The 20345-nt window shown below is 75.2% G+C and carries 24 protein-coding genes; 9 read left to right on the top strand and 15 right to left on the bottom strand.

Annotation, left to right across the window (positions count from 1 at the left end):
* Positions 1–21 precede the first annotated feature (21 nt).
* Positions 22–513 carry a hotdog fold domain-containing protein gene (locus tag ACYX4T_RS16245; protein ID WP_476010330.1) on the bottom strand — a complete coding sequence of 164 codons (492 nt, stop codon included), beginning with the start codon at positions 511–513 and terminating at the stop codon, positions 22–24.
* A 144-nt stretch (positions 514–657) separates the two neighbouring features.
* Between ACYX4T_RS16245 and ACYX4T_RS16240 the strand changes: the two genes are divergently transcribed.
* Entirely contained in the window at positions 658–1017 is a 360-nt protein-coding gene (locus ACYX4T_RS16240) for a DUF2795 domain-containing protein (RefSeq protein WP_476010329.1), read from the top strand.
* A gap of 34 nt (positions 1018–1051) precedes the next feature.
* Here ACYX4T_RS16240 and ACYX4T_RS16235 read toward each other — a convergent pair whose 3' ends face one another.
* Positions 1052–1306 (bottom strand): hypothetical protein, encoded by a 255-nt coding sequence (locus ACYX4T_RS16235; protein ID WP_476010328.1) that lies wholly within the window; start codon positions 1304–1306, stop codon positions 1052–1054.
* A 253-nt stretch (positions 1307–1559) separates the two neighbouring features.
* On the opposite strand from ACYX4T_RS16235, the gene ACYX4T_RS16230 reads away from it, so the two are divergent.
* A complete protein-coding gene (locus tag ACYX4T_RS16230) occupies positions 1560–2942 on the top strand; it encodes an LCP family protein (RefSeq protein WP_476010327.1) in 1383 nt (460 codons plus the stop codon).
* Positions 2943–3033: 91 nt separating this feature from the next.
* On the opposite strand, the gene ACYX4T_RS16225 is transcribed toward ACYX4T_RS16230, so the two are convergent.
* The 5 genes from ACYX4T_RS16225 to ACYX4T_RS16205 form a co-directional block, all read right to left on the bottom strand.
* Positions 3034–4428 (bottom strand): S1C family serine protease, encoded by a 1395-nt coding sequence (locus tag ACYX4T_RS16225; protein ID WP_476010326.1) that lies wholly within the window; start codon positions 4426–4428, stop codon positions 3034–3036.
* Between the two features lie 99 nt (positions 4429–4527).
* Entirely contained in the window at positions 4528–5055 is a 528-nt protein-coding gene (locus ACYX4T_RS16220) for a dihydrofolate reductase family protein (RefSeq protein ID WP_476010325.1), read from the bottom strand.
* Positions 5056–5066: 11 nt separating this feature from the next.
* Positions 5067–5915 carry an alpha/beta fold hydrolase gene (locus ACYX4T_RS16215; protein ID WP_476010324.1) on the bottom strand — a complete coding sequence of 283 codons (849 nt, stop codon included), beginning with the start codon at positions 5913–5915 and terminating at the stop codon, positions 5067–5069.
* A 277-nt stretch (positions 5916–6192) separates the two neighbouring features.
* A complete protein-coding gene (locus tag ACYX4T_RS16210; protein ID WP_476010323.1) occupies positions 6193–6798 on the bottom strand; it encodes a class F sortase in 606 nt (201 codons plus the stop codon).
* Between the two features lie 61 nt (positions 6799–6859).
* Positions 6860–7525 (bottom strand): hypothetical protein, encoded by a 666-nt coding sequence (locus tag ACYX4T_RS16205; RefSeq protein WP_476010322.1) that lies wholly within the window; start codon positions 7523–7525, stop codon positions 6860–6862.
* Between the two features lie 247 nt (positions 7526–7772).
* Here ACYX4T_RS16205 and ACYX4T_RS16200 point away from each other — a divergent pair, with 247 nt between their 5' ends.
* The 3 genes from ACYX4T_RS16200 to ACYX4T_RS16190 all read left to right on the top strand — a co-directional run bounded on the left by ACYX4T_RS16200 (position 7773) and on the right by ACYX4T_RS16190 (position 10486).
* On the top strand, positions 7773–9053 hold the full coding sequence (locus tag ACYX4T_RS16200) for a hypothetical protein (protein WP_476010321.1): 1281 nt from the start codon (positions 7773–7775) through the stop codon (positions 9051–9053).
* A 5-nt stretch (positions 9054–9058) separates the two neighbouring features.
* Positions 9059–9703 carry a sortase domain-containing protein gene (locus tag ACYX4T_RS16195; protein ID WP_476010320.1) on the top strand — a complete coding sequence of 215 codons (645 nt, stop codon included), beginning with the start codon at positions 9059–9061 and terminating at the stop codon, positions 9701–9703.
* A gap of 123 nt (positions 9704–9826) precedes the next feature.
* Positions 9827–10486 (top strand): phosphatase PAP2 family protein, encoded by a 660-nt coding sequence (locus ACYX4T_RS16190; RefSeq protein ID WP_476010319.1) that lies wholly within the window; start codon positions 9827–9829, stop codon positions 10484–10486.
* Here ACYX4T_RS16190 and ACYX4T_RS16185 read toward each other — a convergent pair.
* Together ACYX4T_RS16185 and ACYX4T_RS16180 are read right to left on the bottom strand one after the other, a co-directional pair.
* Positions 10434–11198, bottom strand: a complete 765-nt coding sequence (locus ACYX4T_RS16185; RefSeq protein WP_476010318.1) for a class I SAM-dependent methyltransferase — start codon at positions 11196–11198, stop codon at positions 10434–10436. The genes ACYX4T_RS16190 and ACYX4T_RS16185 overlap by 53 nt on opposite strands.
* Positions 11195–12682 (bottom strand): WS/DGAT/MGAT family O-acyltransferase, encoded by a 1488-nt coding sequence (locus ACYX4T_RS16180; RefSeq protein ID WP_476010317.1) that lies wholly within the window; start codon positions 12680–12682, stop codon positions 11195–11197. The genes ACYX4T_RS16185 and ACYX4T_RS16180 overlap by 4 nt, the downstream gene beginning before the upstream one ends.
* A 248-nt stretch (positions 12683–12930) precedes the next feature.
* Between ACYX4T_RS16180 and ACYX4T_RS16175 the strand changes: the two genes are divergently transcribed.
* From ACYX4T_RS16175 to ACYX4T_RS16165, 3 genes are all read left to right on the top strand, one after another.
* Positions 12931–13668 (top strand): hypothetical protein, encoded by a 738-nt coding sequence (locus ACYX4T_RS16175; protein ID WP_476010316.1) that lies wholly within the window; start codon positions 12931–12933, stop codon positions 13666–13668.
* A gap of 66 nt (positions 13669–13734) precedes the next feature.
* Positions 13735–14184 carry a MarR family transcriptional regulator gene (locus ACYX4T_RS16170; protein ID WP_476010315.1) on the top strand — a complete coding sequence of 150 codons (450 nt, stop codon included), beginning with the start codon at positions 13735–13737 and terminating at the stop codon, positions 14182–14184.
* On the top strand, positions 14181–15911 hold the full coding sequence (locus ACYX4T_RS16165; RefSeq protein ID WP_476010314.1) for an MFS transporter: 1731 nt from the start codon (positions 14181–14183) through the stop codon (positions 15909–15911). Before ACYX4T_RS16170 ends, ACYX4T_RS16165 begins: the two co-directional genes overlap by 4 nt.
* A 71-nt stretch (positions 15912–15982) precedes the next feature.
* On the opposite strand, the gene ACYX4T_RS16160 is transcribed toward ACYX4T_RS16165, so the two are convergent.
* The 6 genes from ACYX4T_RS16160 to ACYX4T_RS16135 all read right to left on the bottom strand — a co-directional run bounded on the left by ACYX4T_RS16160 (position 15983) and on the right by ACYX4T_RS16135 (position 19022).
* Positions 15983–16279, bottom strand: coding sequence for a hypothetical protein (locus ACYX4T_RS16160; protein ID WP_476010313.1), 297 nt, complete (start codon positions 16277–16279; stop codon positions 15983–15985).
* 208 nt (positions 16280–16487) lie between these two features.
* Positions 16488–16874: a hypothetical protein gene (locus ACYX4T_RS16155; RefSeq protein WP_476010312.1), complete on the bottom strand. Its 387-nt coding sequence runs from the start codon at positions 16872–16874 to the stop codon at positions 16488–16490.
* 233 nt (positions 16875–17107) lie between these two features.
* On the bottom strand, positions 17108–17509 hold the full coding sequence (locus ACYX4T_RS16150) for a hypothetical protein (protein ID WP_476010311.1): 402 nt from the start codon (positions 17507–17509) through the stop codon (positions 17108–17110).
* A 215-nt stretch (positions 17510–17724) separates the two neighbouring features.
* Positions 17725–18075 (bottom strand): hypothetical protein, encoded by a 351-nt coding sequence (locus ACYX4T_RS16145; protein WP_476010310.1) that lies wholly within the window; start codon positions 18073–18075, stop codon positions 17725–17727.
* Positions 18076–18287: 212 nt separating this feature from the next.
* Positions 18288–18608, bottom strand: a complete 321-nt coding sequence (locus ACYX4T_RS16140; RefSeq protein ID WP_476010309.1) for a hypothetical protein — start codon at positions 18606–18608, stop codon at positions 18288–18290.
* 117 nt (positions 18609–18725) lie between these two features.
* Complete coding sequence (locus ACYX4T_RS16135; protein WP_476010308.1) at positions 18726–19022, bottom strand: hypothetical protein; 297 nt, start codon at positions 19020–19022, stop codon at positions 18726–18728.
* A 436-nt stretch (positions 19023–19458) separates the two neighbouring features.
* On the opposite strand from ACYX4T_RS16135, the gene ACYX4T_RS16130 reads away from it, so the two are divergent.
* Positions 19459–20337, top strand: a complete 879-nt coding sequence (locus ACYX4T_RS16130; protein ID WP_476010307.1) for an acyl-CoA thioesterase — start codon at positions 19459–19461, stop codon at positions 20335–20337.
* Positions 20338–20345: the final 8 nt, after the last annotated feature.

Below are 20345 nucleotides of genomic sequence, written 5' to 3'. Positions count from 1 at the left end.
GCTGCGACCGGGCGACGGGTCTCAGGCCGTGGCGGGCACGCGCGCGGGACGCGGGGAGATCCGCAACGTGATCGTCGCGTGGACGACCTCCTGCCCGCGCCCGTCGCTGATCACGACCTCGGCGTCGACGTCCTCGCCCTCGTCGCCGAAGGCCGGCGCGGCGGCGAAGGTGGCGACGGCGAGCAGGTCGGTGTCGGCCTTCGCTAGGTAGCGCACGCTCATCCCGCGCGGGATCCAGCGGTGCGTCGACGGCGTGGTCGCCTCGGCCATCACGCCCATGGCGTACTCGGCGAGGTTGCAGGAGGCGATGGCGTGCACCGTCCCGAGATGGTTGTGCACGAGCCACCAGTTGCGCAGCGACACCTCGGCCCGCCCCGGCTCGAGGCGCCGGATCACCGGCGCGGCGGTGAGGAAGTAGGGCGCGCGCAGCCACACGGCCGCGCTGACCAGCAGGCGGCCGGGCCACGACCCGGAGAGGCGACGCCACGTCCCCAGCACGCTCGGAGTGCTCACACAGGGAGGTTACCCGGCGGTAGCAGCGCCGAGAACCTGACGGGCAGCTGACGATCGTCCACGCAGCGGTGACGCCCCGGTTGACGAACGGTTGTTCGGGGCATTGTGCTCGGCGCGACCAGGCGCCCCCGCTCGGAGGATCCGATGACCACACGCCCCGCCGCCCCGTCCGCGCCCCCCGAGGTCGCGGGTCTCGCCGAGCGGCTCGCCGCGGTCCTCGGCGACCTCGCGTTCCCCGCGCGGCGCTGGGAGGTCCTCACCGCCGGCGAGATCTACGGCATCGACACCGTCTCGCGCGGCCTGCTCCAGCGCCTGCCCGAGCGCCGCTACCACTCGCTGGGCGAGGTCGCCGCCGTGCTCGCGGCCGTCCTCGCGGGCCGCCCGGTCGCCGCCGTCGGGCAAGCCGGCCCGCCGCGCATCCCGCGCGTGGCGCCCCGGCGCGTCCCGGCGTCGGCGGCCCGTCCGGCCGCGCGGCGCCCCGTGCCGCGCACGCCGGTCGCCTGAGCCCCCGGGGCCGCCGCCCGCACCGGCGGTCGCCCTACCCCTGTTCCTCGAGGTCGAACGCGTCGTCCCCGACCCAGACCCGTAGCCCGTCGCCGTCGTCGGTGATGGCGCCCTCCTCCTCCTCGGAGAGCTCGCGCGCGGCACCGAGGGACCGCTCGTCGTAGGCGACGCGGCCGTCGCCGAGGTCGCGCGGCCGGTACTCCGAGGCGAGGACCGCCGTGCGGCTGTGGGTCGCCAGGAACGCCGCGTTCTCCGACCCGACCTCGGCGATCCAGCGCTGCGCCCGCATGATCACACGGTCTACTCGGTCCGGCCCCGGCGAGCAACGCCATGCCGCTGGACCGGCACCCCGGTGGGAGCCCGGGGGCGCGCTCGTGACCGCGTGCCGGGCGCCCCCTGACCGGGAACGGGTGTTCTCACACCCACCGGTCGTGACCGGTCGGCGTCGGTCCGGTCTCGGCCCGGTCACGGACGGGTGTTCCGTTCTGAGATGCCCTGCACTGGGACGTGACGAGGGACGCGGGAGCGGGAACGCTGAAAAGGTGATCGGTCCGGTTCGGCGTCGGTGGCGCCTGCGCTGGTTGGCGCGCCTCGTCGTGACGGTCCTGTCGGTGGGCGTCCTGGGTCTCTCCGCGGCGGGGTGGGCCCAGCTGCGGGCACTGGATCGATCCACGCCGGGCGCGGCGGTCATCGACGCCCCGGAGACGTCGCCGACCGCGGAGCAGAACATCCTGCTCGTCGGTCTCGACAACCGGACCGACGCCCAGGGCAACCCGCTCCCCGAGGACGTCCTCGCGGCGCTCAACGCCGGCGACGACGACTCCGGCGGCGGCACCGCCGACTCGCTGACCGTCGTCCACGTCCCCGCGGGCGGCGGTCGCGCGACGGCGATCTCCATCCCGCGCGACGCCTACGTCGACCTCGGGCAGGGCCTCGGCCGCCACAAGATCAATTCGGCGTGGTCCCGGGCCGCCGCGCAGGCGACCGACGCGATGACCGGCGGCGGACCCTCCGGGAGCACGAGCCTCTTCGCGGCCGAGTCGCCGGCGCCCCGGTCCGCGAACGACCCGGCCGTGGTGCGGGCCGCCTCCGCGGCCGGCGCGCGGGCGACGATCGGTGCCGTGCAGCAGCTGACCGGGCTGCCGATCTCCCACTTCGCCGCGGTCAACCTCGCCGGGTTCGCCGACGTCAGCACCGCGATCGGCGGCGTGCCGGTCTGCCTGCGCGCGCCCGTGCAGGACTCCTACACGGGCCTCTCCCTGCCCGCCGGCCCCCAGCGCGTGAGCGGGGCGGAGGCGCTCGCATTCGTGCGCCAGCGCCACGGACTGCCGAACGGCGACCTCGACCGGATCGCGCGCCAGCAGGTGTTCCTCGCCGGCGCCACCGAGAAGCTGCTCTCGGCCGACACGCTCGCCGACCCGTTCGCGGTCGGCCGCATCACCGACGCCGTCTCCCGTTCGGTGACCCTCGACGAGGGCTGGGACGTCCTGGCCTTCGCGCGCCAGATGCAGGGCCTCTCGGCCGGCGCCGTCACCTTCCGGACGATCCCCACGGGCACCACCTCGCTCAGCACGCCGTACGACGGCACGGCGGTCAAGGTCGACCCGGACGAGGTCCGCGCGTTCGTCGCCACCGCGATCGCCGCCGACGCCGGCAACCCGGCCGCGCTCGCGGCGCTGTCCCCGCCGCCTCCGGCTGGGGGCACCGACGCCTCGGTGAGCTCGGGGCTCGACCGCCTGCGGGCCACGGGAGACGAGGACGACGCCCGCTCGGAGGACGACGCCCGCTCGGAGGACGACGCGAGCAGCGAGGACTCGTCGGAGGACGAGGCGAGCGAGGACGGGACCGAGGCGCGCCTCCCGTCCGGGCCCCCGCTCTCCCCCTCCCCGCCGATCACCGCGGCTGCCCCCGGCTGCGTCAACTGACCTCCCGCAACAGCCGCCCGGCACGCACGAAGGGCGCCGTCGCTGCGTCCGGAGCAGCGAGGGCGCCCTTCGTTCGTCGGGTGCGCCGGGCTCAGCCCGCGCGCTCGGACCCCAGGGTCACGGGCACCTGGCGGGGCTCGCCGCCGGGCGAGGTGACGGTGAGCGTCACCTGCGCGCCCGGCTCCTGCGAGCGGATGGCCGCGACGAGGCTGTCGGCGTCGTTGATGAGCCGGTCGTTCACGCGGGTGACGACGTCGCCCTGCTGGAGGCCCGCCGCCGCGGCCGGCCCGCCCGGCGCGATCTGCCCGAGCACCGCGCCGTCGGCGCCCTCGGTGACGCCGACGCCGAGGACGGCGCGGGTCGCGTAGCCCTGGTTGATCAGCTCGTTGCCGATGCGCTGGGCCTGGTCGATCGGGATGGCGAAGCCGAGGCCGATCGAGCCGGACTGCCCGCCCTGCGACTGACCGAGCGAGGCGATCGCCGAGGTGATGCCGATGACGCGGCCCTGCATGTCGACGAGCGCGCCGCCGGAGTTGCCGGGGTTGATCGCGGCGTCGGTCTGGATCGCGTCGAGCACCGTGGCCTGGCCGCTCTGCGCGCCGCCGCTCGCGACGGGGCGCTGCAGGGCGCTGACGATGCCGGTGGTCACCGTGCCGGACAGGCCGAGCGGCGACCCGACGGCGACGACCTCCTGGCCGACCCGCAGCTGCGACGAGTCGCCGATCGTCGCCGGGGTCAGGCCCGAGACGCCCTGGGCGCGCACGACGGCGAGGTCGGCGCCGGGGTCGGTGCCGACGACCTGCACCGGCGCGCGGTTGCCGTCCTGGAACACCGCGGTCAGCCCCTGGGCGGCGCCCGGCACCGGGCCGGGCTGGACGCCCCCGAGCGGCGACTGCTCCGCGGCGGCCTGGCCGGCCTCGAGCACGTGCGCGTTGGTGAGGATCAGGCCGTCGGCGGAGATGACGACCCCGGAGCCCTCACCCGAGGCGCCCTCGAGCTGGACGACGCTGGGCAGGACGGTGTCGGCGACCTGCTCGACCGACCCGGGCGCGGCGGCGGGCGCCTCCCCGGAGCTGCTCGGCGCCGCCGAGAGCACCGACGAGCTGCCGCCCGCCGACGACGCGGCCTCGTAGCCCACGGCCCCGCCGATCCCGCCCGCGACGAGCACCGCGGCGAGCGCGCTCGCGACCAGGGCCGCCGACGGGCGCCGGCGCGGACCGGACGGGCCGGGCGGCGGGCCCGCGGGACCGGGCGTGGGTGGCGGGGTGCCGGGCGGGCCGCCGGGGACGTCGCGCCGGGTCCAGGGCGCGCCCGGGTCCGACGAGTGGCCACCGGCCGGGAGCCCGGAGCCGTACGGCGCGGTGGGGTACCCGGCGGGTCGCTCCCCGGCGGACCCACCCGGCAGCGTCCCGGTGCCGGGCCCGGCCGCCGGCCGGGCCGTCGGGTCCGTGGCGGGGGTGGGGGAGGAGGGGCTCGTGTCGCTCACGCCGACCAGGGTGTGCCCGCCGGCTGTGGCCCTCCTGCGGCTCACCTGCGCGGAGGCTGAGAGTCGGCCCTGAGTTGGGCGCGGAACGGGACGAACGGGTCAGCGCACCACGCGGTACCAGTGCTCGGTCTCCCCGGGCAGGCGCTCGAGCCGCACCCGGGTGCCGCCGGCGTGCCGGAACACCGGGGTGCCGTCGCCGAGGAGCACCGGCGCGAAGAACACCAGCACCTCGTCGAGCAGGCCGGCCGCGAGGCACTGCGCGGCGACGTCGGCGCCCAGGACGTTGACGTCGCGGTCGCCCGCGAGCTCCTTCGCGCGCTCGACGGCGGAGACGAGGTCGGTGGCGAACTCGACGCCCCCGGGCCGGTCGTCGGGCGGGCGGTGGGTGAGCACGACGACCGGACCGTCGTAGGCGCCCTCGAACGCGCCCTCCTTCTCGGTGCCGCGGTGGGGGTCGTCGCCGCCGAAGGTGACGCGGCCGACGAGGATCGCCCCGGTGCGGGCGAGCACCCGCTCGGCGGCCTCGTTCGCGCCGCCGAGGTGCTCGGTCAGCCAGGACATGTCGCCGCCGGGTCCGGCGATGAAGCCGTCGAGCGACGCGGTCGCGGAGTAGACGAGGGCGGGCACCGGCTCTCCTGTCAGTGGTGGGCGTGCAGGTCGAGCAGGGCGTCGACGAACCGGTCCCACGTCGGCTCGGGCGGCAGCTGGTGCCCCATGCCGGGGATCTCGAGCAGGCGGGCGCCGGGGATCGCGGCGGCGAGCGCGCGGCCGTGCTCGACCGGGAAGAGCGGGTCGGCGTCGCCGTGCACGACGAGGGTCGGCAGGCCGGCGAGCGTGGCGAGGTCGGTCGGTCCCGTCGACCCGCCCGCGACGAGGAAGTGGTTGCCGGCGGCCGCGACGTCCCGGCTGCGGGCGACGACCCGCTCCGCGATCGCCCGGACCCGCGCCTCGTCGAACGCGCCCGGCCCGGCGAAGGGGCGCTCGGCCTCGACGAGTGCGGTGACCGCGGCGGCGGGGTCGGACCCGTCCGGGCCCGGGCCCTCGTCGGCGAGGACCGCCCGGACCGCCGGTGTCGGGCCGGGCAGGTCGCCGACGGACGGGTCGACGGCGGTGGTGGCGACGAGGGTGAGCGCGGCGACGCGGTCCCGGTGGGCGAGCGCGAGCTCCTGGGCGATGCCGCCGCCCATCGACAGGCCCGTGACGTGCGCGCGCTCGACCCCGAGGGCGTCGAGGACGGCGAGCGCGTCGGTGGTCATGTCCTGGCCGGTGTAACCGGGCGAGCCCGCCGGCCAGGTGGTCGACGCCCCGGTGTCTCGCGGGTCGTAGCGCACGACACGCAGCCCGCGAGCCACGAGGCGCGCGCACAGGTCGTCGTCCCACCAGTCCATCGACCAGCCCCCGCCGCCGATCAGCAGCAGCACCGGCGCGTCGGGCTCCCCGAGCGTCTCGACGCACAGCTGTACGCCCTCGTCCACCTCGACCAGCACGACGGGCCCCTTCCGGTTGCGTTCTGCCATCGGTAGGGAAGCCGACTCGCCAGTGGTTGTCAAGTGCAACCGGTCGCGGGCGCGGGTTCACACGTCGGGCACCCGACGCGGCCGGGTGCTCCTGGTCGTCGGCGTGCTCACACGGTCGCGGTGCTGGTCCCGCCGGCGCGGTGGACGCGGGTCGCGACCATCGGGGTGCTCGCCGCCTCGTCGCCGTGGTCGGACCCTCGACCGCCTGCCCGGGCGGGCGGCCCCCGCCCGGCCCTGGTCGACGCGACTACGCCGGGCGGTAGGCCTCCGTGAGGTGGCCGTAGACGACGATGTTGTCCTCGTAGCTGCGGGTCTGCTCGTTGAACACGCCGCCGCAGGTGATCAGCCGGATCTGCCCGTCGGGCGTCGGCCCGTAGACGGCCTCGGTGGGGAAGGCGTCCTTGGCGACCTGCTCGACCCGGTCGACGGCGAACACCGCGGTGGTGCCGTCGTCGCGGTGGACCTCGACGGTCTGGCCGGGCGCCATCTGCCCCAGCCGGTAGAACGCGCCCTCCTCGCCGCGGAAGTTGACGTGCGCGGCGAGCACCGCGGGCCCGACCTCGCCGGGGCTCGCGCTGCGCTGGTACCAGCCGACGGTCGCGGCGCTGCGCGGCACGTCGAGCGAGTTGTCGTCGCGCAGACCGAGGCTCGTCATGTCCTCGGTCGTCAGCCCGATCGAGGGGACGTCGAGGCCGGTGATCTGCGCGGCCGGCAGCGGCACGGGCACCGACACCCGCTCGGCGGGCGGGAGCGACCGCGCGGGCGCGGGCTCCTCACCGCCGGCGTTGACGAACGCCACGAGCACCCCGACGGCGAGCAGGGCGAGGATCAGCGCGGTGAAGCGTCCCGTCACCCGGTCGAGGATGCCCCTACCCCCCGACGGGCTCTCGGGCGGTGCCTCCGGAGCGGCCACGTCAGGCCTTCACCCGCCGCGCGGCGACCAGCTGGCCGCCGCGGACGGCCCCGGCACCGGCGCCGATGCCGGCGATCGCCAGGAAGATCATTTGTCCGGCCGTCGGGCCCTCGTCGGAGCCGTCGCCCGCCGCGACGCCGCCCCGCGGGTAACCGGTGTAGGAGGAGGAGTCGCGCCCGACGCCCCAGTCGCAGGCCCGGCCGTCGTTGTCGCCGTCGAGGTTGTTCGGGTCCGACGGGTCGGCGATGAGCACGGCCTGCGCGTCGGCGGAGTCGGCGAAGTCGTGGCAGTCGAGGTCGTAGACCGAGACCACCGGCGGCACGTAGCGGTAGTACGGACTGCCCGGCCCGTAGACGGGCACCGGAACCGGCACGTAGCGGGTCTCGGTGGGGTGGTACGACGACGACGGCGAGGTCGTGGTGGTCGGGCTCGTCGTGGTGGTCGGGGTCGGGAGATCGATGTCGGGGATCTCGGGGAGGTCGCCGCTCCCGCCGCCGATCAGCCCGGTCACCGAGTCGACGATGCCACCGACGAGATCGCCGATGCTGCCGCCCGGGTCCCCGAGGTCGATCGGGCCGGACGCCGACGCCACCCCCGCCGTCGAGATCATCCCCGCCGCCACCAGCCCGACCAGCGCGCTCGCCGCGCGCCGACGTCCCTTCGCCATGCCCCGACCCGATCCGCTCGCCCGATAATCCTCCGGGTCGTCGACCGGCGACTCCCCCGTTCGCTGTAACGGCGTGGACGGCGAAGGGGTACGCGCCTCGGGCCGAGCGGCCGAAACGGGCGTTCGCCGCCACGATCGAGTGATCCCGGGGCTCTCCGCCGGAGATCCGCTAACGACGGCTGCTCCTCCCGCGAGACATCGCCGAACGGCCCACCGGACGGGCCGAACGGACAAGGGGGAGCGGGAGATGAGGGGTCGACGGAGCAGCCGCAGCGCCGCGGTCGTGCTGGCCGGCTGCGTGGGACTGGCGGTGATGGCTCCGGGGCTCGCGCTCGCTGCGCCTGTCACCGGCATCACGTCGGAGGCGGACTGCCTCGAGGCGGGGTACGACTGGGTCGGCGGGAGCTGCGACGACGGTGTCCCGGCGACCGAAGACTCCGCCTCCGGCGGCGGAGCTGGGGACGAGAACGGGTCGCAGGGCGTGGGCGGAGGAGCGGAAGAGGTCGATGCCGCTGACCCGGCTGACCCGGCTGACCCGGCTGACCCGGCTGACCCGGCTGACCCGGCTGACCCGGCTGACCCGGCCGACCCCGCTGACCCGGCCGACCCGGCCGACCCGGCCGACCCCGCTGACCCGGCCGACCCCGCTGACCCGGCCGACCCCGCTGACCCGGCCGACCCGGCCGACCCGGCCGACCCGGCCGACCCCGCTGACCCGGCCGACCCCGCTGACCCGGCCGACTCCGCTGACCCGGCCGACCCCGCTGACCCCGCCGACTCCTCGGACCCGGCCGATCCCGCGGATCCGGCAGAGCCGGCCGACTCGACCGAGGAGAACGCCGAGGTCCAGCCCACGCAGGACGTCGTCGTCGCGATCATCCCGGGTCTGCAGGACCTGATCGACCGGCTGGTGGCCGGTGGCAACCCCGTCGAGCTTCCGAACCTGCCCGCGATCCCGCAGCCTGTGGACGGGAAGTTCGAGAACGTCCACGACGCCTGCCTCAACGCGATCTCGCAGCTGCGCTTCCCCGCCGGCACGACCGGGCTCGGTGCGCTGAGCACCACGCTGCAGGACTACTGCTCCGGGCTCGGCACGACCGACGTGCGGGTCTGCCTCGACGAGCTGCGCGACCTGATCAAGGAGCACTGCGACCACGGCAACACCACGATCATCATCAACTCGTGGGCCCCGGCCGCGTGGTGGGGCACCTACTGGCACCACCGCTACGACGTCGACTGCGACGAGCTGACCTACGACGAGGCCAACGCCATCCTCGACTGGGACTCGTCCGACCCGTTCCGTCTCGACCGTGACGACGACGGCGAGGCCTGCGAGGCCAACGCCCACGGCGACGACGACGAGGGCCACGTCGAGTACGTCAGCTACCCCGAGGGCGGGGTCTCGACCGGCGACGGCAGCACCGGCTCCGGTGCCTCGGCCGTCGAGGTCGCCCTGGCCGCCGGCGCGGTCGCCGGCCTCGGCGCCACCGGCCTGGTCGTCGTCCGTCGCTACGCGCGGCAGGGCTGATCCCGATGGCCACCACGACCGAGCACCGGAGCACGCAGCAGCGCGGTACCGCCCGCGCGACGATCGGTGTCCTCCTCGTCGTCGCGCTGGTCGCCGTGGTGGCCTACCTGACGGTGGGCACGACCTCGGCGCGCACCGGCCCGGCGGTCGCCGACCTGCCGGCCGGGCGCACCGAGGTCGCGCTCCCGCTGGACTGGGCCGAGACGGCGAACCTGCGGGTCCCGTCGATCGGGGTCGACACCCGGCAGCTCACCGAGCTGGGCCAGACCGAGGACCGTCGGCTGGAGGTCCCGCGGGACGCCACGACGGTCGGCCACTACCGCGGTGGTGCGGCCCCCGGACAGGACGGCCCGGCTGTGTACGCGTCGCACGTGAACTACGGGGGTGTGGAGGGCGGCTTCGCCCGGCTCGCGGACGTCGAGGCCGGTGACCAGGTGCTCGTCGAGCGCACCGACGGCGTCACCGTGGTCTACGCGGTCGACCGCGTCGACGAGGTCCCGAAGGACGCCTTCCCGACCGTGCAGGTCTACGGGGACACCTCCGGCCCCGAACTGCGACTGATCACCTGCGGCGGCGAGTTCGACGCCGACGTGCGCAGCTACTCCGACAACGTCGTCGTGTACGGACACGCGGTGGAGGCGTACCGGTAAGCGACGGCTCGCGAGACGACGGCCGGGTCCCCTGGGGAGCGGGACCCGGCCGTCGTCGTGTTCTCAGCCCCGTCACAGCCGCTCGTCAGGCCGCCCACACCGCCCCGGCGGAGCGTGGAGAGCGTGATCCCGCTCGCGGCCGCGCCGACGGTGCCCCTGCTCGACGCACCGCGCGCGTGGAACGGCCTGCGCGCGCGGGTCGCGAGCGTGCTGGCGGTGCTGCTCGGGGCCGCGACGGTCGTCGGGTCCTACGTGCTCGCCGTCCTCGACCCGGCCGGGCGGGCCCTCGACGACGCCGCCTTCGAGACCGCCACCGGCGTCGGCCTGCGTGGCGAGGGGCTGCGGGTGCTCGAGCTCGTCGGGGTCCCGACGGTCGCGCTCGCCGTGTTCGTCCTCGGCGGGGTGGCGCTGGCCCGCGGCCGGGGTGACCGGGCCCTCGCCGTCGTCGCGCTGGTGCTCGGCGCCCAGGTCGTGACCCAGCTGCTCAAGGCGGGCCTCGTCCGCCCCGGCACCGCTGAGGGCAACTCCCTGCCCAGCGGCCACGTCACGCTCGTGGCGTCGCTCGGGGTGGCGCTCGTGCTGGTCGTGCCGCGGGCGCTGCGCCCGCTCGCGGCCCTGGTGGCGCTCGCGCTCACCGGCATCGCGGGCGTCGCCACGATGGTCGCCGGCTGGCACCGGCCCAGCGACGTCGTCGCGGCGGTCGGCGTCGTCGTCGCCACCACCGGCGTCGTCACCCTCGCGGGGGCGCTGCTCCCGGGGCGACGGCGTCCACGATCTCGATGAGCGTCCCCCACCGCGTCGCGACCCGCACGAAGCCGTGGCGCACGAGGGCGTCGGCGAGCTCGCCGCGGCCGAACAGCCGGGCCTGACCGCCCCGTGCGAGCAGCTCGGTGTAGAGACGCAGCGGGCCGCGGCCGTGGGTCGGGACGGTGGCGGTGAGCCGGCCCCCGGGACCGAGGACGCGCCGGATCTGGGCCAGCGCGGTGTCGAGATCGGGCACGAGCTGCAGGCACAGCGAGCAGCACACGGCCTCGACCGCGCCGTCGCGCAGCGGCAGCGCCATCGCGTCGGCGCGGACGAACACCGTGTTCGCCGCCCGCACCGCCCGCGCCGCGCGCCGCAGCATCGGCGGCGACAGGTCGGCGCCCACCACCAGCCCGTCGGGACCCACGGCGTCGGCGAGGTGCCGGGTCAGCGTGCCGGGCCCGCAGGCGAGGTCGAGCACGGTCTCGCCACCGACGAGGTCGAGGCGGCGGGTGACGTCGTAGAAGTCGCGCACGACCGCGCCGCCGACGAGCCCGGGGACGCGCTCGCGGAGGTGGTCGCCGCCGGCGAGCACGAGGTCGTAGAACCCGGCGCCGCCACCGGACTCCCACAGGTCCTGGATGCGACCGCGCGATCCGGGCCGACCGTCGACGAGGTCGACGTACGGCGCGCCGACGTCCGCGGGCAGCGGCACGTCGAGCAGCGGCGCCAGCCGGTCGACCGCGGTCATGCGGGCTCCTCCGCGGACCCGACCGCGTCGCGCAGGAGATCGAACTCCGCGACCACGGCGTCGGCGAGGTCGGCCAGGTCTCCGATCAACTCGGCGCAGGCGAGCAGGCCGATGTCGAGCTGGTCGACGTAGCTCTGCACCGTGATGTTGAGCCCGACGCCGTCGGCGATCGCGGAGACCGGCACGTAGTGGCGCATGGGTGCCGGTCCGACGTAGAGCGGGTCGGTCGGGCCGGGCACGTTGGAGACGACGAGGTTGAACGGCGCGGGTGCCGCGGTCGACCAGCGGGTCACCGCCCGGCTGACCGCCGTGGTCGCCAGCGGCGTCCCGAGCCCCGCGACGTCGGGCGCGAGCTCGCCGGGCAGCGCCTTGAAGACCTCCTTGGCGAGGTGCAGCGCCTCGTGCGCGCCGCGCAGGCGCTCGAGGGGGCCGTCGAGGTCGGTCGGCAGGGCGGCGATGGTGCCCGAGACGCGGTTGGTCCAGCGCTCCTCCTCGTCGCCGCTGCGCAGCGAGACGGGGATGAGGGCGGTCAGCGGCTGGTCGGGCAGCTCGCCCCGCTCGGTCAGCCAGCGCCGCAGCCCGCCCCCGCACAGGGCGACGACGACGTCGTTGATCGTCGCCCCGGCCTGCTTCCCGACGGCCTTGACCTCGGCCAGCGGCAGCGACCGGTGCGCGAAGCGCCGGTAGCGGCTGATCGGGTGGTTGAACGGGGTCGAGGGCGCCACGAGCGGCGGCAGCCGGGGCAGGCGGCCGTCCTCGTCGCGGGCGCGTCCGGCGTTGAGCACCGACCCCAGCGGACCCCGCAGCGTCCCGCGCACCTTGTCGGCCAGGTCGATCGCCGCCGGGCTCCGGGAGGCGCGGGCCAGCTTCTGGCCGGCGCGGGCCGCGAGCAGCAGCCCGCGGGCGGGGCGCCGGACGCCGTTGACCGCCGCGCGGGCGAGTACCTCGGCGGTCGACGGCGGGCTCTCGGCGCGCCACCGCCCGGCCTGGGTGGGACGGTCGGCGTCGGGGGAGTCCTCGAGCATGAGCTCGAGCAGGTCCGCGCCCGCAGCCCCGTCGACCGCGCTGTGGTGGATCATCGTGAGGATCGCGAAGCGGTCGCCGGCGAGGCCCTCGATGACGTGCGAGACCCACAGCGGGTGGTCGCGGTCCATGGGCGCCGCGACGAGCCGGCCGACGAGCTCGTCGAGCTCCCCGTCGCCGCCGGGCGGCGGGACGGCGCTGTGGCGGACGTGGAAGTCGAGGTCGAAGTCCGGGTCGGCGATCCAGTAGGGGTGGTCGAGCCCGAAGGGCACCTCCACCAGCCGCCGGCGCAGCGGCTCGAGCTGGTGGATGCGGTCGGCGAGCTGGCGGCGCCAGGCCGGGTAGGGCTCGAAGGCCTCGTCGTCGGGCCGCTGGAGGATCAACAGCTGGCTGACGTGGGTGAACTGGTGATCGTCTTCCGCGTCCAGGAACACCGAGTCCAGGCCCGACAGCTGCTTCACGGTGGTGACCTCCTCGTCGACGCTCCGCCGGGCGCACAGTCTGTGGCCGGACCGCCCCCGGGTCCAACCGGTACGCCCGGGTGGCGTGACGGCGGGGGTTCACCTCATCGGTCGACTCAAGCCCGGACGGCCCGTGTCCGTAACTTCCGGTCGTGATGCCCGTTGAGCGTTCCGGAGGAGCACTCACCCGATCGGTGGTGCGCTTCTCACCGAACGGACCGGCGGGGCGAACGGACGGGGAGCCAGGCATGGGCAGGCACCAGATGGGGGCGTCGTCCGCGGCGCGCGCCCGGGTCGCGCTCGGCGCGCTCCCGCTGGTCGCCACCGTCGGCGCCATCGGCATCGGCTCCGTGGTGATGAGCCCGGTGAGCTCCGACGCCCCGCTGGCACCGCCCGCCCCGGGCGCCGGCGGCACCACCGCGGGCCCCGCCGCCGCGTCACCCGGCACGCCCGGGCTGCCGGCGGCCCCGGTCGGAGTGCTCGACCTCGCCTCGACCGGCGACCCCGTCGCCCTCGGTCAGTCCGGCGGCACGGTCGGCGGCACGGTCGGCGCCGGCCGCGGCGGGGCCGAGGCCGAGGCACCCGTCCGCCGGGCGGCACGTGCCGAGGGCTCCGCGCGCACGGCGAGCGCCGTGCGCGACACCGGCACCGACGCGGATGCCCCGGTCCGTGCCGGCGGCTCCGGCTCCGGCGGCGGCGCCCAGGGCTCTCGGGGCTCGGGCGGGGGCGTCGGCGGCGCCTCCGGCTCCGGCGGTGCCGGGGCGGGAGCCGGGGGCTCGGGCGGGTCCGGTGGGTCGGGGGCCTCGGAGAGCTCGGGCGGCTCGGGGAGCTCCGGCGGCTCGGAGGACGCGGGCGGCGGGCGCGGCGGCGGCCTGCTCGGTGGCGTCGTCGGCGGCCTCGGGAACACGGTCTCGGGCGCGACGTCGCTGCTCTCGTTCGGCGAGAGCGGGTCGTCCTCCCCGTCGCTGCTCTCGTTCGACTCCTGACCCGCACGACCCGCGATCGGGGCCGACCTCTCGGCGTAGAACATAGTTAGCTGATACAACGTTCTGGTGACCGCACCGACCGACGCGCGTCTGGCCACCGCCGCCGCGCTCGACGCCTTCGCGGCGTGGGTGATCCGCTCCACCGCGAGCCGTGACCTCAGCCTGACGACGGCCTCCACGCTCGCGACGCTCGACCGCGACGGGCCCCAGCGCCTCTCCGACCTCGCCGTCCGCGAGGGCGTCACGCAGCCGAGCATGACCGCGCTGGTCACGCGCCTGGAGCGTGACGGCCTCGCCACCCGCGGCGACGACCCGAGCGACCGGCGCGCGGTGGTCGTGACGCTGACCGACGCGGGCCGCGAGGTCCTGCTCGCGCGGCGCACCCGCCGTGCCTCGCGGCTGGCGGACCTCCTCGACCAGCTCGGCCCCGAGGACCGCGCCGCCGTCGACGCCGCCGCCGGTGCCCTGTCACGCCTGACCCTCACCCCCGCCGACCCCTCGCGAGGAGCGTCGTGAGCACGTCCACCGACAGCCCGTTCCGCCAGCCGAAGGCCGTCTGGGCCGTCGCCTTCGCCTGCGTCATCAGCTTCATGGGGATCGGGCTGGTCGACCCGATCCTGCCCGCGCTCGCCGAGCAGCTCGAGGCCACGCCCGCGCAGGTCTCGCTGCTGTTCACGAGCTACCTGCTCATCACCGCGGTCGCCATGCTCGTCACCGGCTGGGTCTCCAGCCGCATCGGCGCCAAGGCGACGCTGCTGACCGGCCTGACCGTCATCGTCGTCTTCGCCGCCCTCGCCGGGGCGTCCGGATCCATCGGCGAGATCGTCGGCTTCCGGGCCGGCTGGGGCCTGGGCAACGCCCTGTTCATCGCCACCTCGCTGGCGGTCATCGTCGCCTCCGCGAGCGGCGGGTTCGCGGGCGCGATCATCCTCTACGAGACCGCGCTCGGGGTCGGCATCGCGCTCGGGCCGCTGGTCGGCGGCCTGCTCGGGTCCGTGAGCTGGCGGGCGCCGTTCTTCGGCGTCGCCGTCCTCATGGCGGTCGCGCTGATCGCGACACTGGTGCTGCTCGACAGGACCCCGAGACCGGCCCGGAGGATCGGGCTGTTCGACCCGCTCAGGGCGCTGCGCCACCGCAGCCTCGCGACGATCGCCCTCACCGCGTTCGCCTACAACTGGGGCTTCTTCACGCTGCTCGCGTACTCGCCGTACTCGATGGGCGGTCTCTCCGAGCTCGGCCTCGGCGGCGTCTTCACGGCCTGGGGCGTGCTCGTCGCGATCTTCGCGGTGTTCGTCGCCCCGGCCCTCGAGCGGCGCTTCGGCACCGTGCGCGTCCTGTACTTCGTGCTCGGGCTGCTCGCGGTCGACCTGCTCGTCATCGCGGTCGGGAACGACACCCCGGGCGTCGTCATCGGCGCGGTGATCGTCGCCGGCGCGATGATCGGCCTCAACAACACGCTGGTCACCCAGGCCGTCATGTCCGTGGCGCCGGTCGAGCGCCCGGTGGCCTCGGCGTCCTACAGCTTCGTGCGCTTCCTCGGCGGCGGGCTCGCCCCCTGGGTCGCGGGCATGCTCGCCGAGGCGTTCCTGCCGAGCACACCGTTCTGGGTGGGCGCGGCGGTCGTCGCCCTCGGGGCGCTGGTGCTCGCCACCGCCCACCGCCTGCTGCGGCGCGTGGAGACCGGCGCGGTGACGGTGGGGTCCGGCTCGGTGCCGGACGAGACCGAGCGCCCGGTCCTCGTCGCCGTCGACGGAGCGCCGCACGCCCCGGCCGTCGCCGCGGCGGGCGGGCGGCTCGCGACGCTGCTCGACGCGCCGCTGGTCGTCGTGCACGTCCCCGAGAGCGCGGTGGTGGACGCCGCGGCCGCTGCCGACACCGACGCCGGGCCCGGCCTCGAGCGGTCCCTGGACGCCGCCCGGGAGGCCGTCGGCCGGAGCGCGACGGTGACCGCCGAGACCCTCGCGCCCGTCGTCGCCCACGACGGCGTCGGGGGCGCGCTGGTCGCGGTGGCCCGGCGCCACCACGCCCGCGCGGTCGTCGTCGGGCGCCCGCGGGGCGGGGCGCTGGCCGCGCTCACCTCGCCGAGCGCCGACCGGGCGCTGTTCGAGGACGGCCCCTGCCCGGTCGTCGTCGTGCCGGACGGCGCCGTGGCGCCCGGCGACCGCGGTGATCGACGGAAGAATACGGACACTGATCGTCAGGAACGGCACTTCGCTGACACCCCGGCGACCGTCGGGCGCTGACGGTCCGGAGACGCGGACGGGCCCGGCCCACCGTGTGGTGGACCGGGCCCGTCGTCGTGCGGGAGCCTGCCTCAGGCAGGGATGCCCGGGAGCTCGAACTGGCTCAGCAGCTCGGGCAGGAAGTCGGACAGCGGCGGCAGCGCGGGCAGGGTCGGCGCGTCCGGCAGGCCGGGCACCTCGACGCCGTTGAAGACGTTGCCCTGGCCGTTGCCCTGGCCGATGCGGTTGCCGGTGTCGACGCCGATGTTGCTGCCCTCGGACGTGACGTTGTCGTTCTCGTCGATGTGCGACTCGGCCGACGCGAACGGCGCGGCGGCGAGCAGGCCGGCGGTGACGCCGACGGTGACGACGCCCAGCTTCTTCAGCACGAGGATCTCCAGTGGTGTGTCGGGGTCCCCGGCGCCGGACGGTGGAGGAGCGCGGCGCCGTGGGTATCGGATGGCTCAACGAGCCCGTGATGTCGTCGTGATCCAGCGGGGCGAGATGAACCCGAACGGGGGATCAACCTCGGGCCCGGAACGGACGAAGGCCCGGCCACCGCGCGGTGACCGGGCCTCCGGGTCCGTCAGGAACAGCTCAGGAGACGGGGAACTCCGGGAGCTCCGGGGTCTCGCCGTCGGGGACCTCCCCGTCCGGGACCTCCTCGACCGGGACCTCGGCCTCGGGGCTCAGCACGCTCACGTCGACGACGTTGCCGCTGAGGTTGTCGTTGAGGATGTCGTTGCAGACGATGTTGGCCAGGTTGGCGCCGCCGACCGGGGCCTGCACGAGGGCGTTGCCCAGGAACGAGTCGCCGTCGATGCCGCCGTTGGCCTCGGCCGAGCCGCCGGTGACGTTGCAGTTGGCGCTGGCGTCGTGGTGACCGTGGTGACCGTCGTGGCCCTCGTGGGCGGAGGCGAACGGGGCGGCGACCATGAGGCCCGCCGAGACGCCGACGGTGACGACGCTGAGCTTCTTCAGCACGAGTTCTCCTGAGGTGTGTCGGGGAGCGGCGTGGGCTGGATGGCTGGGGAGTACGCCCCCACGCTCGGACGGCTCAACGAGGTGGTCATGCCCGTGTTACCGCTTCTCGTCCCGATGCCCCCGATCGTGGGATGGAGATCCGGGAACACGGCGCCGATGCAGGACGCGGACAGACGACGGCCCGGCCACCCGTGGGGTGGCCGGGCCGTCGTGGTCCGCGTCGGGAGGACCGGTCAGGTGATGGCCAGAGCCTCGTCGGCGTCCGGGATCCCGTTGCCGTCGATGTCGTCGGGGTCGATGTCGACCTCGTCGCCCTCCTCGGCCTCGTCCTCGTCCGCGCTGAGGACGCTGACCTCGACGGTGTTGCCGCTGAGGTTGTCGTTGAGGATGTCGTTGCAGACGATGTTCAGGGCGTTGGCGCCACCGACCGGGGCCTGCGCGAGCAGGTTGCCGGCGAACGAGTCGCCGTCGATGCCGCCGTTGGCCTCGGCCGAGCCGCCGGTGACGTTGCAGGAGCCGGAGCTCTGGTGCTCGCCGTCGTGGTGGTGGCCGCCCTCGGTGGCGGAGGCGAACGGCGCGGCGGCCATCAGGCCGGCGGTGACGCCGACGGTGACGACGCCCATCTTCTTCAGCATGCGAACTCCAGGAGTGTCTGTCGGGGAGCGGGCGTCGGCCGAGCGGATGAAGAGCGCTCGGGCACGCCTCGGACGGCTCAACGAGGGCGGGACGTCGACGGCACGACCCGACGCCCCGGGTCGCCCGATCGAGGGACACGGTGCCGGGAGGGCCCCGACAGCACGAAGGCCCGGCCACCGCGTGGTGACCGGGCCTTCGGGGAGTCCGTCGGGACCTACAGCGGGAGCTCGGGCAGCCCGGGGAGGAGGCCGCCGCCGATCTCGACGTCGACGGTGTTGCCGCTGACGTTGTCGTTGAGGATGTCGTTGCAGACGACGTTCAGCGCGTTGGCGCCACCGACCGGGGCCTGCGCGAGGACGTTGCCGGCGAACGAGTCGCCGTCGATGCCGCCGTTGGCCTCGGCCGAGCCGCCCGTGACGTTGCAGTCCGAGCTCTCCGCGCCGTGGCGCTCGTGGTCCGAGTCGTGGTGGGAGTCGTGACCCGACTCGTGGGCGGAGGCGAACGGCGCGGCGACCATGAGGCCTGCGGTGACGCCGACGGTGACGACGCCCAGCTTCTTCAGCACGAGAACTCCAGATGGTGTCGGGGGAGCGGCGGCGGGACCGAATGGCCGAGCCCGCCTCGAACGGAGCAACGAGGACGGGACGCGTTGGTGACGTCCTCGCCCGGGCTGACGCCCGATCGGGGCGTGCGCAGGGACGATCCCGGAACGCACGAAGGCCCGGCCACCGATCGGATGGCCGGGCCTTCGCGGAGCTGACGGACGTCGTCAGGACCTCAGAGCAGGTCGAGCGCGACGTTGTTGCCGCTGAGGTTGTCGTTCAGGATCTCGTTGCAGACGATGTTGCCGATGTTGGCCCCACCGACCGGCGCCTGGGCGAGGACGTTGCCCAGGAGCGCGTCGCCGCCGATGCCGCCGTTGGCCTCGGCCGAGCCGCCGGTGACGTTGCAGTCGGAGCTGTCGTCGTGGTGGTGGCTCTTCTTCTTGTGGTCGTGGTCGTGGTCGTCGCTGTGCGCCTCGCCGGCCGAGGCGAAGGGCGCGGCCGCGAGCAGACCCGCGGTGACGGCGACGGTGACGACGCCGGCCTTCTTGAACATGGTTCCCCCAGGGAGATCGTCGGTACTGCTCGGGTGGTCGTGCCGGTGACGGATCGAGTCCTGACCCGCCGGGAGGGCCACGCGTCCGCGCGGCCCCTCCGCTCGTCGCGCCGTGCTCTAGAGGACGTCGACGCCGATGTTGTTGCCGCTGGCGTTGCCGTTGAGGATGTCGTTGCAGACGATGTTGAGCGCGTTGGCGCCACCCACCGGCGCCTGCACCAGGGCGTTGCCGAGGACCGAGTCACCGTCGATGCCGCCGTTGGCCTCCGACGAGCCGCCGGTGACGTTGCAGGAGCCGGAGCTCTTGTGCTCGCCGTCGTGGTGGTGCCCACCCTCGGTGGCGGAGGCGAACGGGGCGGCGGCCATGAGGCCGGCGGCCACGCCGACCGTCACGACACCCAGCTTCTTGATCACGTGAACTCCTCGTCGTGCTGTGTCGGGGAGCGGGACGACCGGATGGGTCCGCCCGCCTGCTGCGGGCACGGACTGCGGACGGTGCGTCCTCGCGAAGCCACCGCCCGGGGCCTCGATGGGTCCCGGGGGTGACGTCAGGGGGTCAACGAGCCGGTCACGGGACGGTTACGCAGGGAATCGGGAAGCCGAATTTCGGTGACGGTGAGTGCTCGCGCTCTGCTGCTCGACGCTGCGGTCCGTGACCCGTTCGGGCAGGCGTTCAGGCTCTGTCGGCCTAGCGGATCGATCGCGCGGCGTCGGCGCGGACGATCATGCAACCCGAACGGCGGTCTCGATGTAGCGAGCGCCACCGACGCGCTGGGTGACGGGTCGGGGGCGCGCTCGGCCGGTCGTGCGCGACGATGACCGCCGGTCGGCGGGACGAGAGGCGGTCGGTGTGGGGCAGGCGCTGCGGGAGCTCGTCGACGACGTGCTCGACCTCGAGCGCATCGAGCGCGACATCTTCCGGGGCCGGAGCCCCCGCGAGTCGCTGCTGCGCGTCTTCGGGGGTCAGGTCGCCGGGCAGGCGATGGTGGCGGCCGGGCGCACCGTCGACGACGACCGGGACGTGCACTCGCTGCACGGGTACTTCCTGCGCCCCGGCGACCCGTTCGCCCCGATCGTCTACGAGGTCGACCGCACCCGCGACGGGCGCTCCTTCACGACGCGCCGCGTCACCGCCGTCCAGCACGGCGAGACGATCTTCACGATGTCGGCGTCGTTCCAACGTCCCGAACAGGGCGTCGACCACCAGGCGCCGATGCCCGAGACGCCCGCGCCCGACGGCTTCCCCCGCCGCGACATGCCGCCGGCGCCGCGCGACGAGCCCGCCCACACGACGACGGGCCGGGCGCTGACCTGGCCGCTCGACGTCCGCTACGTCGACCACTCGCCGTGGGACGAGACCGAGGACCGCGACCCGCGCAACCGCGTGTGGGTGCGCGCCGACGGGGAGCTGCCCGACCCGGGATCGTCCGGCGGGCGCCTGCTGCACGTGTGCGTCCTGACCTACGCCAGCGACCTGACGCTGCTCGAGGCGGCGGTGTTCCCGCACGTCGTCGGCGGGGCGGCCTCCGGCGAGGTCAGCCTCGCGAGCCTCGACCACGCCGTCTGGTTCCACCGCCCGTTCCGCGCGGACGAGTGGCTGCTCTACGTCCAGGAGTCGCCGAGCGCCGGCGGCGGGCGGGGTCTCGCGGCGGGCCGCTTCTACACGCGCGACGGGGTGCTCGTCGCGTCCGTCGTGCAGGAGGGGCTCATCCGGCGGCGGGGCGCCTGACCCGGCGC

The sequence above is a fragment of the Actinomycetospora sp. ABD4_176 genome (genome assembly GCF_056311855.1).
The sequence above is the reverse complement of the archived record's forward strand: the minus strand, read 5'-3'. Positions and strand labels throughout refer to the sequence as shown.

Coding starts and splice junctions, on each gene's coding strand:
- ACYX4T_RS16240 (WP_476010329.1), top strand. CDS start 658: ATGACCACACGCCCCGCCGCCCCGTCCGCGCCCCCCGAGGTCGCGGGT.
- ACYX4T_RS16235 (WP_476010328.1), bottom strand. CDS start 1,306: ATGCGGGCGCAGCGCTGGATCGCCGAGGTCGGGTCGGAGAACGCGGCG.
- ACYX4T_RS16205 (WP_476010322.1), bottom strand. CDS start 7,525: ATGGCGAAGGGACGTCGGCGCGCGGCGAGCGCGCTGGTCGGGCTGGTG.
- ACYX4T_RS16200 (WP_476010321.1), top strand. CDS start 7,773: ATGAGGGGTCGACGGAGCAGCCGCAGCGCCGCGGTCGTGCTGGCCGGC.
- ACYX4T_RS16195 (WP_476010320.1), top strand. CDS start 9,059: ATGGCCACCACGACCGAGCACCGGAGCACGCAGCAGCGCGGTACCGCC.
- ACYX4T_RS16185 (WP_476010318.1), bottom strand. CDS start 11,198: ATGACCGCGGTCGACCGGCTGGCGCCGCTGCTCGACGTGCCGCTGCCC.
- ACYX4T_RS16175 (WP_476010316.1), top strand. CDS start 12,931: ATGGGCAGGCACCAGATGGGGGCGTCGTCCGCGGCGCGCGCCCGGGTC.
- ACYX4T_RS16150 (WP_476010311.1), bottom strand. CDS start 17,509: ATGCTGAAGAAGATGGGCGTCGTCACCGTCGGCGTCACCGCCGGCCTG.
- ACYX4T_RS16140 (WP_476010309.1), bottom strand. CDS start 18,608: ATGTTCAAGAAGGCCGGCGTCGTCACCGTCGCCGTCACCGCGGGTCTG.